The following is a 13146-nucleotide window of genomic DNA, read 5'->3' as shown; positions in this document are numbered from 1 at the left end:
GCCTGCTTTTGTGGTCTAAAACAACAAGAATTAAGTAGATAAACTTTTGTAATTGAGAATAAATACCTAGCTGATTCAAGCAGTAACGTTGAGTTTTGTAAGCGGTATCTCTCTTGAATAAATTGCTGCGTTACTTTCTGTAGCAATTTTGGCTGAATTTAGTCTTTTAAATTGACTGAAACCCTTTAACCTCTAGGAGATTTGGATTTCTCCTCTATCTAAGGATAGAGAGCATAGAACCCTCAAATCACTTGGTTAAATCGCTCGTTCTTGATAGGTTAACGTCGATTCTTGATGATCCCTAAATTGTGTAACAAACGCTGCTTTATCTTTTAGTAAATTCTTAAATAACTTAATGATCACTCTCTCTATCTAGTGATAAGCTTTTAGGAATCAAGCGAAGATGTGAACCAAACACATCGATAGTGAATTTAAAAAAGCTTAATGCCGGGGAGAAAAACCATGTCTATTACAGACAAGTATAATGTTCAAGTTGAATCAGGAACCCGTAACCACAAGGGCTTCTTTGTTGAAGATACAGACTATAAATTAGTTGGAATCGACCAATCAGGCTGGGCGCTGATTTGCATGAATGACGCTGTGTGCCACTATGTTGATCCCGACAACCTCACGATCTTGGCAGATGGCTCGGTAGAAATTGCCGAGTAAACGCAGTTAAGCAGTAGTCTTATAGACTCATTCCTGTTAATCGGCTGTCCACAAGGGCAGCCTCTATTTTTTGGGGCTTTAATTTCGTCTTCCCTACTAGTAGATAACAAGGAACGGCTCTAAACTCTGACGATCGAAGCGTTATGACCAGCCAAAGCAACGATAAACGTGGTTCCTTGCTCAGGTTTACTCTCAACAACAATATTGCCTTGATGATTTTCCACAATAGCTTGCGCAATCGCGAGTCCTAGACCAGAACCCGTAGTGGCGGGTTTGGCAATGCTAATTTCAGCGTTTTCGTGGGTGCGGGCAGGGTCAACTCGATAGAAGCGATCGAAGATATGCGGCAGCGCCTCCAACGGAATGCCAATACCTGTATCCCGCACCTGCACTTGCAACTGCACGATATGATTGCGCTTCACTTGTTGTAGCATCACTTCAACCCGTCCATTTACGGGCGTGTACTGCACCGCATTGCCTACCAAGTTGGTAAATAGTCGGGCCAACTGATCGCGATCGCCTTGTAATGTAAAAGGTTCGGGAGGAATTTCGCCTTTACTGCCATTGCGGGGACGATGCTCTGGTGGGTTTTCTGCGGGTTCCTCTAAATCTAGAGATAAACTCACTCCTTTTTCTAAGGCGATCGCTTGTTGTTCTTCCACGACATCAATCAACAGCGCATCCAACGCCACCGTTGTCCAGCGAGGCTGCACTATCCCACTGTCTTGCCGCGCCAAAAATAGCAAATCATCGACTAAGCGTCCCAAGCGGCGAGTGAGACGCTCCACTACTTTCAACTGCTGTTGCTGCCATTGCGGATCAGGATTGGGATCGGAGAGCGCCACTTGCACATTAGTCTGAATCGTAGCGATCGGGTTTCTGAGTTCGTGGGAAGCGTCGGCGGTAAATTGTTTTAGTTGTTGGTAGGAAGCTTGCACTGGTTGCATTGCTAACCCAGAGAGCAACCAACCAATAGCCGCAACTGCCACAACCATCAGGCCAGTCCCCAAGCTCAGGTCAAAGATTAGTTGCCGAATTGGTTTCGTAACTTCAAACCAGGGATGACTGACCCGCAAATAACCCAGCACTTGCCGCCCTACTTGGACCCGTTGCGTCACTTGCCGCAGCAGATCGGGTTCCTGCACCCCATCACTAGGCTGCGATGGGAGATGTACCGTTTCACCAGTACTGTTGGGATGCAGAGCTACATTCAACGGTGCCGAAAGAGTAGACCAAAGCAGGTCTCCCTCAGGGCTAAACCACTCTAAGTCAATATGATCATCTTCGACCGTGTCGGCATTGTTGCGAAAACTCGCTTCTATATTGATCCGTAAAGGACCACCCTCTTTATGGAAGTCCACGGGTTCTAGAACTAGCGATCGCTGCACCACTTCTACAACATGGTTGAGCGTGTCATCAATCCGCTCAATTAAGGTACTGCGGACATAAAGATAGAAGCCACTTGCAAATAGCAGCAGCAGTACAGCAGTTACTGTGGTGTACCACAAAGCTAATCGCCGCCGAGTAGTTTGAAACATCGTAAGTAAGTTAATACAAGTTAATGTTAAAGAAGCAAAACCTAGACTCAGTAACGAAAACGAGCTTTGCCATTTTTGTCAACGGAACAAGAGATGGCCTGGAAGGGCTAAAGATTCTGTGCTACCGTGTCTAGTGAGCATTAAGTTTCGGCTGACGGGTTTGTTCTTAGATTGACAGGCATCTCTCCGAATCTCAATCTCTACACTTTTTCTGATTCTGGAGTTTTCCATGTCAATCTACATCGGCAACCTATCTTATGAAGTTACCCAAGAGGATGTGAGTGACATCTTCTCGGAATACGGTACCGTAAAGCGAGTTCAACTCCCTGTAGACCGCGAAACAGGCCGCATGCGTGGCTTTGGCTTCGTTGAGATGTCAACCGAAGCTGAAGAAACCGCAGCTATCGAAGCTCTGGACGGAGCAGAATGGATGGGCCGTGATCTTAAGGTCAATAAAGCTAAACCCCGTGAAGAGAGAAGCCCCGGCGGTGGTGGCGGTGGTAACCGCAGAAGTGGCGGTGGCGGCGGTGGTGGTGGCAGCAGAGATGGATTCTCTCGCCGCTACTAAACCTCAGTCTTAAAGCAAGGCTTTTAACTTTAGAGTTGTGAGCGAGTGAGGCAGAGGCCAGCCCTTGTCTCACTTTGCTGAAGATGCACTGGGGTGATTCACAACCACCTAGCAAGTAGTCAAGCTCAGGAGGCAATCGCATGACCCAGGTGACTGTTGGCGAAAACGAAGGAATTGAGTCGGCGCTGCGCCGATTTAAGCGTCAGGTCTCGAAAGCAGGAATCTTTTCGGATATTAGACGACGACGGCACTTTGAGACTCCGATCGAGAAGAAGAAGCGCAAGGCGATCGCTCGAAGACGGAAGAGACGGTTTAATTCAGCTAGTTAAACAACCGATTTTATGTATAGCGGTTGAAGTATAGGAGTGTAGTGATTCGTTGCTACACTCCTACTGCTTTAAATGCACCTCACGCTGCTAGACTGGATTCGCTTGGCCGAGTTGAGCCAAGAACTGGAGAGCCTTAACTACATAGCTGGCACAGAGATAGGGTGAGGTGTCATAGAACGATCGCCAAGCTGAGGCTTTGTATTGTGGGTATTGGTCGGCGCGATCGGGAAATTTGTCTAGCCAAGCGAGGCGCACCGCGTGACCGATCAACACATCAAGTGCGATCGCTTCTTCAATTTGTAGGTTGGGGTTGCGTTCTGCGATCGCGGCCAATTCCATTAAGGTTTCGATATTCACTTGGCGGTACTCTGGCGCTGGAATCTTGTTTAGCAAGTGCTCTACCCGCAAAGCAAAATTGGGTTCTCCAGGCGTCATCTCCGCCAAAATTAAATGACTATCCAAGCGGTTGCGGCGCTCTAGCTTGTCGCCAATCACCAAGCCTTTGCAGTGCTTCAGCATTCGCCAAACTTTGAAGTAAAAGTCCTCTGGTACACGGTTGAGGGCTCCATCCAATTGACGTTTTTGTAACCAACTGCCCGTCGGCAACTCGGCATCGGATTGCTCTGGCAGCACCACCCAGTCGATCGCCTGTTGTTGTTTGACGTGCAGCGATTCTTGCTGAAATAGGGCTTGGTTCATGCCTTCGTACCTAGCTAGCACTTGGCGAAGACGCATCTTGATCTCAAAGGGGCTGAGTCCCATCAACTGCTCATAAGCTTCGTCCTGGGTGACTTGCAACTCGCGAGATAGAGTAGTCGTAATCAGCAAAATTAGATAGCCCACTTGTAGGGTAAGCAAACCATCAAAAAGTTGTGGCTCCGATTGGATCAGCAACCCGCAGTAGATCAAAATTTCTTGAGTGAGGACGCGATCGCGAATGTCTTCACCGCAGAACTCCTTGATTTTGTCGATCACCTCGGTGTAAGACATGGGACGGGTAATCAAGGAAGCTTCGCTGTAGGACTTGCCCACCGTGATTTGCTTTTGCCGCACCAAAATATCGGTCACCGCATCCGATAAACCGATGTCTACTTTGTTGAGTAGACCTGCGGCTCGTCGTACGACTGCCCACAACTGCAACGTGCCAGCTTTGGTATAGACTTCATTGAGGAGATCAACCACTGTCACCGAGCGTTGCGGGCCTTCAAACCCCGTCTCAAACTCTAACCCTCGCAACCTTACTAAGGTTTGTAAGAGTTCAATTTGCTCGTAGATGTTTTCCGTCTCTCGCAACCTGCTCAGCAGCAAATCGATGTTGGTTTCACATTCCAAGACAAATTCCTGAGTGTAACCCAAGGGGCCGCTCTTCTCTGGATTGAGCGCCAAGTACGAGCAAACAGGCGAAGCATCTTGAACTGAAGTGCTAGAAAACTCAAAATTATGCAGAAAATCAATCCGCTCAACTCCTGCCGTCAGGATCAGTTGATTCAGTCGTCCCAATCGAACAGCAATGCCATTGCAGTAGCCATTCTGCAACTCTTGTATCAAATCCAGAAGCGCTCCGCGACCTGTTTCTAGCATTGCTTTGGTGATTAGCAATGTGAGAGTGGGTCTACCAAGTTGACACCAATGGGATTGAATATAGGCCAACTCACTTTTGATCTGAGCGACTAGAAAGTGGTAGTCCAGTGTTAGATAAAACTGTTGCGGATCGAGGCAAGAAGGCAAAAAGGCAATCGTTTCGCCACAAATGCGGAAGACGCGGCAAGTAGTGAGACTGCGGAGACGTCGTATAGGCCGACCACTCAGAGCAAGTTTATCGTTGCGACCAATCTGGGTGTACGCTGCCGATAACTCAGTGGCATGGCGAACTTGTAACGGTTCTACCTGCTTCGGAGTTTGGGTGGCAATACCATAGGCCGCGAGTTTCTCCTGAATGGCTTCATCCTCAGCCAGCATTGCAATCTGAATCAGCGGTTCGCGATGCCGCCCGACGCACAGATGCCGTCCTAGAGGATCAATATCTCCCAAGGCAATTAAACCATCGCTGACCATACAGCCGAGAAAATAGAGACTCTGTGCCCAAACCAGAGGGATGTTTTCATTGGGTAAACGCTTCTGGCTCTGGGGCTTCTGGCGCTCAGCATCAATACTTTCCTGAGGGACGTAGTACAGTTCTGGCAGCAGGTGCAGACCATCCTGCTCGACAAGCAATGTTTTCAGCTTGGCTTGGTAGTCTTCTACTTGAGTGCGATCGCCTTGGAACAAGCCATCCAGCAGCAGATAGGTGAAGAATAACGGCCACTCACATTCCACATGCTCGAATTGCTGCAACTCCCAAGGTTCGTAGTGCAAGCGGGTGGTGTCTTCCAAAACTGTCTGATGACCATCTCGCAAGAAACGCTTACAGCCGTACTTGCCTTGCAGCTTTTTAATGATGGCGTTGCGAGTGCGCTCCATCAAGGGGCGATCTTCCACAGCGAACGCAGGAAAACCAATCACACTCAACAAAGCCGCATCAATTTCTTTAGAGCCAGATTCCCGTGGCAATAGGGATTCTAGGGTAATTCGCGCCCGCGCAATCTCGTCGGGTAACACGTGAATGACTGATGCTTGGCTACCCCGCACGCCAAACAAATCTAGACCATTGATCGCCTCCAGCGCTGCCTTCGCCATGCCGATGGAACTAGCATTTAGCTCTGGATTGCCGTGGTTGGTCTTGTTGCCCCGTTCCCAAATGCCGTAGTCTGGGGTGCGGTAAGCCCGCCCAATGTAGTAGACCAAGTTTTGGATAAAGTTGACTTCGTCAATGCTGTAGACGATGGACAGTCCGGAAGCGGTCATTTGGGCCAAGATCAACAAAAATAAGGAGGTGGCATCGAGTTGTAGGTGGCCCCATTCCCCATCTCCTACGACCGTATCGCCAGTATGAGTGTCGTACTTGGCGTGGAGTGCATCTAGCGCTGATTGTGTCGCCTTAAACTTCTCGACTTTATGAGTCTGCCGCATCATGGCAAACAGCAAGCCGCGCATCAACTTCACGACGCTGTGCTCTAGTTCGTAAGTACGCCCTTGATCTTCGTCTACTTTGCGGTAAGCCAGTGCCAGCCCCCACACGGCCAGAATGCTATAGACGTTATCCCGCACCCAGGCATCGGTGTAGTCGCCGTGGGCATTAACTGCTGTACTGGCGGGTAGCAGCCCTGTAATGGGATTTTGGCGCGTCAGGATGATGGTGTTGATTTGGCGGTAGTAGTCATCTAAGCGCGCTTGCAAATCAAGGGATGCGGTTGCCATGTTTCGGTTACTTGGAGAACTGAGCCTAAAGTTGTAGAAGTCAATTTTAGTCTTTCGGCCACGCTTGAGTGATGCGATCGCGGCGTTGCCAAAGCCTGCTGAGCTACAGGCTGAGTGCCTTTATTATCCCCGGTTTAAGAGTGATTTATTGCAAAGACGCGATCGCTACCTCTGGTGCGCTCGATCCCAGTAATTTCACCATATCTTCACTGAAATATTTGAAGCCATGTCCGTATCTTTACGAGGAATCCGGTAGAACAAGAGTTAGGGTGAAAGAACAAGACGGAATCGATCATTTGGCAGAAGTAGTCTGCTCGGCTAATTGGATGCATTGAAGCTAGGAGCAGACAAATTACTCATTTCTTACTCCTATTACGAGGTGCTTTGTATGTCCCGTCGCTGTAATCAAAATAAATCTCCTTTTCTTAAAATTGTTTACTCCCAAGTAAAAGTAAACGGCAAACTAGAACTCGTTCCAATGGAAATGTATGCTGATGGCTCTCTAAAGCGCTGCGAGTTCTAAAACTATGAAATCGTGTTTTTGAATTGTTTTCTGTAATTTAAGTTTCATTCAAGCGATCGCTTCTCTTAATTCTTCTGATTTTTGACTTGCATACTCTTGAGGCTCAAGCCGTTTTCTAATTGCTTATCCTCAAGGGGTTCTGTAATTTTTGATATTAAAAAAGCTAATTAAATAACAAGGAACAGAAATCTAGCTTTTTCCCTGAAAAGCCAGTTTTTTGGGATTTTTTATTGCAACTCAAAATTATTCACCACTCAAGAGTGTTAGGCTGAATTATACTTTGGGACATCGAAAACATCAAAGCTTTTGTCCGAATATTGAAATTGAATTAATATATAAAAAACTAGCTTACCCGAATATCAGAATTGCCGGATTAGCTGAGATCAACCTATTTAACATCTTAATTCAAGATCAGAGATCATAGATGGAGTAATTAGACATAATAAACACTGAAACCACATGAACAAAAATGGCTCCTCGAGTAAAACTTCGCCTTGACGGGCAACCAATTTTTGAATCAACCCCAATGTTCTGTTTTCTCAAAAGAGATACAGAAGATGCTCTACGCTCTCTTCCACGTGTGTATCAGCGCTCTGTGGCAGCACTTCGATTTCTACAGCAGATCGGTGATCCTCATTTCGTCTCAGATGAGGATAAGGAGATCATGCAGGTTGCTTACCTACGGGCGTCGCTCATGGAATTTGTTGCTATGGAAGAGGTTCTCTTATTTGACTTGTAAGAAAGAGGGCTGGACGAGAAGCCGTTAAAAATGGAAACAACGGAAAATGCAATGCTAATTCTTCTCCGTGAACTACGCCACCTTCAATTGCATGTCGTGACTACCATATTTTCAGAAGAGGTCAGACCCGCAATATACGCAGGGCAAGAAACAACCTTGAAAATCGAAATTATTCCATTAACAGATTTACTTGGGATCAAGCAGCTAAATAATGTTATCAAACACAAACGCTATGATGCTGCCGAGTTGGATGCTGCCATTAATTGGCTTAATGAGGCTCAGTTAAATTGGGGTATTGGAGATGTTCTTCACAGGGGTATACAGGTCTACGCTGATTTGCTTATCAACCAATATCGTCTGCATTTAACTTGACAATCCGTTGAACCGTTATGGAGCGTAGTCTATTTATATGATTATCTAATTAGATCAGAATGGATTTTTTGTGGCAGACAATGCTTGAGGATTAGTTGAGCCAGGGCCATAAAACGTGCTTCTTGCCAACAACATGGTGAGGCGATCGCCTCCTCTTGGCCTACGTATAACCTGAGTCTCTAACCCGAATTTATGTATTAAGTTTTACTTGTTATGTGATTTGTCAGGATTTGTGGCAATCGCACCCGTAATGGGTAGTTGAAACGAAAACTGCGAAACCAGCAGCAATTTAGTAGCGCTCTGGGCTAGAGTGCGGTAAAATCTAGCGCCTGAGAGGGCTACTCAACAACCATTACTAGATGCGTGAGGCAGTGCAAGTGCGGTCCATGTCTGAAGCACTCAAACCATTTCCTGTACTGGGCCTTCCAGTTCACCTATCGAACGACTATGCAGGTTGGCTTGCCGCTCGGCTGCAAGAAAAACGAGGGGTGCATGTCGTCACGCTCAATGCGGAAATGACCATGCAGGCAGAAGATTCCCCTGCTTTAGCTAACATTATTCGCCAAGCTGAGTTAGTGATTCCCGATGGCGCTGGGGTAGTGTTGTACCTGCGATCGCAAGGGCGACGGATAGAACGGTGTCCAGGGATTGAACTCGCAGAAGCCCTTTTACAGCGGGCAGGACAAGCAGCCGAACCTTGGTCTGTGTTCTTTTACGGCGGTGCTCCTGGTGTTGCAGAGACTGCGGCGAACCATTGGCAACAGCAAGTTCCAGGTTTAGCGATCGCGGGAGTGCAAAATGGTTTTCTTCCCGCCGAAGCTCAGCCAGAGTTTCGACAAATGCTGCAAACCTTACAACCTCGCTTAATTTTTGTCGGATTGGGCGTGCCTCGCCAAGAATTGTGGATTGCCGAGCATCGTCACCTCTGCCCAGAAGCCGTTTGGATTGGGGTAGGTGGTAGCTTCGACATTTGGGCAGGGGAGAAAGTGCGAGCCCCTGCTTGGTTGCGAGACAACCATTTGGAGTGGGTTTATCGGCTATATAAAGAACCTTGGCGGTGGCGACGGATGCTGGCGTTACCAAAATTTGCAATTCGAGCCCTAATTTATCGCTTGACCCAGAGACATCCAGTCAGCCAACAGCTACCATAATCTCTACGTCACAATCACGCTGCTCAAAGGCACTGTTTTTCTCTATGCCCCAGGTTTTGCACGGCAAATCTCCCCAGGTTGCTGCTAATAGTTCTGGTTCCCCAGCCAGCGATGTTTATGCCCACCTCCAGGCACCGCTCAGTGACACTCAGTCCCCAGGCAACTCCACACCGCAGCCTGCTGCCACCAGACCGATCATTCAGTTGCAAAGCGTCACGAAAACTTATCCCAATGGCAGTCGTGGCTTGTTAGGCGTGAATTTAGAAGTTAAGCGGGGCAGCTTTTTATTTGTGACTGGCCCCTCTGGTTCCGGTAAAACTACGTTCTTGAAGCTGCTTTATGGTGCAGAACGTCCGAACCAAGGCGATGTAGTAGTGGATGACTACAATTTATCCAAGCTGCGGGGCGATCGCTTGTCGCTGCTGCGGCGGCGAATTGGCATTGTCTTTCAAGACTACAAGCTGATTCCTCGTCGGACAGTGGCTGAGAATGTGGCCTTTGTCCTGCAAGCTCAAGGCTATACCCGCAAGGAAATTCAGCGACGGTTGCAGCCCACGCTCCGGATGGTGGGTCTGCAAGATAAAGCCGACTGTTTCCCTGATGAATTGTCTGGGGGAGAACAGCAGCGGGTGAGCATTGCCCGTGCTGTGGTTAGTACACCACCGCTATTGCTGGCCGATGAGCCTACAGGTAACTTGGATTCAGAGAATTCTTGGCAAGTGATCAAGATCCTGAAAAAGCTCAATGGGATTGGAATTACGGTGATCGTGACCACTCACGATGAGCAACTGGTGAGAATGTCTAACCACCCCGTCGTACAAATCAAAAATGGCAGGTTAAGCTCCGTAAAATCTTAATGGGTTGACCAAACGTGTGGCATAGGCAGCCGCAACCTGCAATAGTCCCCCTATGAAGGACTTACTGCGAAACATTAGGTATTAAAATTTACCAGAAATAGATTCTGCTGTATTAGCAGAGCCAATAGCGATTAAGCGCAAGGGCACTATCGGGAATACTGATAGGAGATACTTGCTAGCAAGCGCAACCCTAATTCATGCCCACTAGCTTAAATCGCCCTCGGTACCCAGGAAAATCGTATGCCAGCCTTCCTGAATAACCTATTTTCTTCAGGACCCTTCATTCCCCACGGACATTGTTATTTATGGCAGCCAGGTTTGGTATGGCTTCACTTATTAGCTGATGCTCTAATTGCTTTAGCCTATTATTCAATTCCCATTACGTTGCTTTACTTTGTCCGCAAGCGAGATGACCTACCGTTTAGCTGGGTCTTTCTCCTGTTCGGCTCGTTTATCATTGCCTGCGGTACCACGCATCTAATGGAGATTTGGACGCTGTGGCACCCTACCTACTGGCTCTCAGGCACGCTCAAGGCTGCCACAGCAATGGTGTCGGTTTATACAGCGCTCGAACTTATTCCTTTAGTGCCTCAAGCCTTAGCATTGCCCAGTCCAGCCCAACTAAAGGCAGCAAATCAGGCTCTGCAACAGCAGATTTTAGAGCGAGAGCAAGCCGAGAAGCAGATTCAAGCGCTGAATGCCGAACTTGAGCAGCGGGTTTCGGCACGGACTGAACAACTAGAGGCAGCAAATCGGGCCAAGGATGAGTTTCTTTCTATTCTTTCTCATGAGTTGCGGACTCCGCTGAATGCCATGCTGGGGTGGGCTAGGCTACTGCGATCGCGCCAGCTCAACGAAGCTAAGGCAGAACATGCAATTGAGACGATTGAGCGTAACGCAAAGCTTCAGGCCCAACTAATTGACGATATCTTAGACATTTCGCGCATCATCCAAGGTAAGCTGCGCCTCAACGTTCGGCCTGTAGAACTTGCTGCTGTAGTAGAGGCCGCGATCGATGTCGTCCGTCCTGCTGCTGATGCCAAAGCGATTCGGATTCAAACCATTCTTGATCCGTTCGCAGGCTCAGTTTCTGGAGACTCCGATCGACTCCAGCAGGTGATGTGGAATTTGCTCTCTAACGCCGTGAAGTTTACGCCGGGGGGAGGCCAAGTTCAAGTCTGTCTAGAGCGTATTAATTCCCACGTAGAAATTACAGTTAGCGATACAGGTCAAGGAATTACTGCTGATTTTCTCCCTTATATTTTTGACCGCTTTAGTCAGTCGGATAGTTCTACTACGAGAGTGCAAAACGGGCTGGGTTTGGGTTTAGCCATTGTGCGTACCCTCGTGGAGCTGCATGGGGGCAGCGTCTATGCGGAAAGCACAGGCGACGGTCAGGGATCTACTTTTAAGGTGAGCTTGCCTTTAATGATGATTCCCGGAGAACTGAAGCATTTAGATAGGCTCCGCTCTACTGCGGGCGATGAGGTCGGGTTTCCAGGTACTTCTGTTCTAAGTGGCTTGCAGGTGCTAGTGGTGGATGATGAAGTGGATGCACGCAGATTAGTGACGGCTGTGCTAGAGCAATGCGGTGCTAGCGTTACGTCTGTCGCTTCTGCTAGTGAAGCATTAGAGGCCATTGAGCGCCTCCAGCCGCATGTCTTACTGAGTGACATTGGCATGCCTCATGAAGATGGCTATGCCCTCATTCGTAAAGTGAGGGAACTGGCGTTGGAGCAAGGGGGTACTATCCCGGCGATCGCCCTGACTGCCTATGCCAGGTTGGAAGATCGCATCCAGGCACTCTCAGCCGGGTTCCAAATGCATATTCCTAAGCCCATTGAACCCGCTGAGCTAGTAGCAGCCGTGGTCAACGTCGCTGGACGCACAGGCCAAATCAGGACTTAAGACCACTGACGATAACGAGCGATCGCTTCCTTAGCTTCGGGGGTGGCAATTTCAGCTAAAGCTCTGGCAGCACTTTGGCTAACTCGTTCCACTTCATCCCTAAAGGCTTCGATCAAGGCAGGCACAGCCACTTCCGCATGCTTGCCCATGAGTTGCAGGGCATAAGCTGTACTAGCTCGCACTGATGCCGCTTCATCCTGTAACAACGGCATGAGCAGCTCCGCGATCGCCGTGTTCTCCGACTCAATTTCTCCTAAGGCTTTCGCCGCCATTGCCTTGACCTCATCCGATTTGTCTTCCAACGCCACAATCAAGTTGGGGACAGCAGCGGTGGCGACAGGTCCAAGACCTTGAAGCGCTTCAGCCGCTGCTCGGCGGAGACCTGCATCTTCCTGCTGCAAAAAGTTGATTAATGCAGGTACGGCGGCAACAGAACCAATTTCTCCAATCGCTTCAGCCGCCCGCGCTCTCAGATCTTCATGCCCTCGCTCAAGCGCTTCTAAGAGACGCGGGACGGCTGCTTGCGCTCCAGGGCCAATGCTGCCCAGTGCTGAAGCTGCGTAAACCTCAATGTCATGCCAAAAGGCATCGATCAGGTGAGGTACGGCTGCCTCGGCTTCATCTCCAAAGCACTGAATCGCGATCGCGGCATCTTGACGAACTTCTGCTTCTGCATCGGCTAAGCCCGCGATCAAAATCGGCAGCACTTCATCCACCGGAGCTAACTCACCCAGCGTCGCCATCACCGTAGAACGAACAAACCAACTACGGTTATTTACGGCTTGAGCTAGAGCTTGAAACACCTGCTGTTTGGTCGAAGCTGGCAACTCGAAGCGCTCGACCATTGTAGAAATGCCTCTAGCGGCACTGGTTCGCACCCGATCGTCGTCATCCTCCAAATTTTGAATCAGGGCTGAAACTGTGGAACCGAGGTTGATTTTGCTGAGAGAGGCGATCGCACTGTCTCTGACTGCCGCAGAGCGATCGTTAACAGCCTTGAGTAAAGCGGGAACCGCTGCTTTGGCGGTTGCACCATGTTCACCTAACGTTTTGGCAGCGCCAGCCCGAACCTCAACGGCTGGATCGCTGAGATTCTGAATCAGCTCAGATATGGTCTCACTCATGGTCTAGGTCTCGCTGGGTCTGGGTCTCGCTGGCTGGAAAAGCAATTTGGCTTCAAGAAACGCTGCATACG

At 48.8% G+C, this 13146-nt stretch carries 11 protein-coding genes; 8 read left to right on the top strand and 3 right to left on the bottom strand.

Features of this window, described 5'->3' with window-relative positions; genetic code table 11:
• Positions 1-462 precede the first annotated feature (462 nt).
• The gene (locus H6F90_RS17570) at positions 463-669 is read left to right on the top strand and encodes a hypothetical protein (RefSeq protein WP_190433236.1); all 207 of its coding nucleotides are present in this window, start codon (positions 463-465) and stop codon (positions 667-669) included.
• 119 nt (positions 670-788) lie between these two features.
• Here H6F90_RS17570 and H6F90_RS17565 read toward each other — a convergent pair whose 3' ends face one another.
• Complete coding sequence (locus tag H6F90_RS17565) at positions 789-2207, bottom strand: cell wall metabolism sensor histidine kinase WalK (protein ID WP_190553620.1); 1419 nt, start codon at positions 2205-2207, stop codon at positions 789-791.
• Positions 2208-2436: 229 nt separating this feature from the next.
• On the opposite strand from H6F90_RS17565, the gene H6F90_RS17560 reads away from it, so the two are divergent.
• Both H6F90_RS17560 and rpsU read left to right on the top strand, forming a co-directional pair.
• Positions 2437-2775: an RNA-binding protein gene (locus H6F90_RS17560; protein ID WP_190433233.1), complete on the top strand. Its 339-nt coding sequence runs from the start codon at positions 2437-2439 to the stop codon at positions 2773-2775.
• A 140-nt stretch (positions 2776-2915) separates the two neighbouring features.
• Positions 2916-3104, top strand: a complete 189-nt coding sequence (gene rpsU / locus H6F90_RS17555; RefSeq protein WP_190433231.1) for a 30S ribosomal protein S21 — start codon at positions 2916-2918, stop codon at positions 3102-3104.
• An 87-nt stretch (positions 3105-3191) separates the two neighbouring features.
• Here rpsU and H6F90_RS17550 read toward each other — a convergent pair whose 3' ends face one another.
• Entirely contained in the window at positions 3192-6401 is a 3210-nt protein-coding gene (locus H6F90_RS17550) for a glycoside hydrolase family 15 protein (protein ID WP_190553619.1), read from the bottom strand.
• A gap of 992 nt (positions 6402-7393) precedes the next feature.
• Between H6F90_RS17550 and H6F90_RS17545 the strand changes: the two genes are divergently transcribed.
• The 5 genes from H6F90_RS17545 to H6F90_RS17525 all read left to right on the top strand — a co-directional run bounded on the left by H6F90_RS17545 (position 7394) and on the right by H6F90_RS17525 (position 11951).
• The gene (locus tag H6F90_RS17545; protein ID WP_190553618.1) at positions 7394-7663 is read left to right on the top strand and encodes a hypothetical protein; all 270 of its coding nucleotides are present in this window, start codon (positions 7394-7396) and stop codon (positions 7661-7663) included.
• Positions 7664-7693: 30 nt separating this feature from the next.
• A complete protein-coding gene (locus H6F90_RS17540; protein ID WP_190553617.1) occupies positions 7694-8035 on the top strand; it encodes a hypothetical protein in 342 nt (113 codons plus the stop codon).
• 386 nt (positions 8036-8421) lie between these two features.
• Positions 8422-9186, top strand: a complete 765-nt coding sequence (locus tag H6F90_RS17535; RefSeq protein WP_190553616.1) for a WecB/TagA/CpsF family glycosyltransferase — start codon at positions 8422-8424, stop codon at positions 9184-9186.
• A gap of 44 nt (positions 9187-9230) precedes the next feature.
• A complete protein-coding gene (gene ftsE, locus H6F90_RS17530) occupies positions 9231-10043 on the top strand; it encodes a cell division ATP-binding protein FtsE (protein ID WP_190553615.1) in 813 nt (270 codons plus the stop codon).
• Between the two features lie 240 nt (positions 10044-10283).
• Positions 10284-11951 (top strand): ATP-binding protein, encoded by a 1668-nt coding sequence (locus H6F90_RS17525; protein ID WP_190553614.1) that lies wholly within the window; start codon positions 10284-10286, stop codon positions 11949-11951.
• Here the strand turns inward: H6F90_RS17525 and H6F90_RS17520 are convergent.
• Positions 11948-13075, bottom strand: a complete 1128-nt coding sequence (locus tag H6F90_RS17520) for a sister chromatid cohesion protein PDS5 (RefSeq protein ID WP_190553613.1) — start codon at positions 13073-13075, stop codon at positions 11948-11950. The genes H6F90_RS17525 and H6F90_RS17520 overlap by 4 nt on opposite strands.
• Between the last annotated feature and the right edge of the window lie 71 nt (positions 13076-13146).

This window comes from Trichocoleus sp. FACHB-591, assembly GCF_014695845.1.
Lineage (GTDB): Bacteria > Cyanobacteriota > Cyanobacteriia > FACHB-46 > FACHB-46 > Trichocoleus.
This window is presented reverse-complemented; position numbering and strand designations above follow the sequence as displayed.